A 395-nucleotide genomic window follows, 5' to 3' on the forward strand; every position below is an offset into this window, starting at 1 on the left:
TACTGCAACAGGATCGCTAAGATCGATTTGTTGCAGGGCTTTCAGCGTGGCAAATTCATCATAGTTTTGCAGGATGTTCTCGGTACGCAGGTATTCACCAAACAGTTTTACGAAGTCTTTCTTCTCTTTTTCACTTTCAATACTGGCAGGGTCAGGGAACCGTTGTTCCAGTTCTGCAACTACTGCCATAAAGCCGCGCTTAGCTTCACCAGTAGCAGCATCAGTAAAGCCTTCCATATACTCTGCATAACTCTTTTCTAACACTACATTTTTGGTGTTTTTGTCACCAAACAGCGTTATGGCATCAATAGTTGAGCGTTCCAGATCCCGGAAAGTGACGATATTACCGAAGGTTTTAGTGGCGTCATAAATGCGGTTGGTGCGGGAAAATGCCT

1 pseudogene is annotated in these 395 nt (G+C 44.3%); it reads right to left on the minus strand.

The annotated features are described in order from the left end of the window. A pseudogene (locus CEW93_RS10695) lies at window positions 1-395 on the minus strand (type I restriction endonuclease subunit R); the annotation flags it as partial.

Origin of the sequence: Moraxella sp. VT-16-12 (assembly GCF_002224245.2) — a bacterium.
GTDB lineage: Bacteria > Pseudomonadota > Gammaproteobacteria > Pseudomonadales > Moraxellaceae > Moraxella.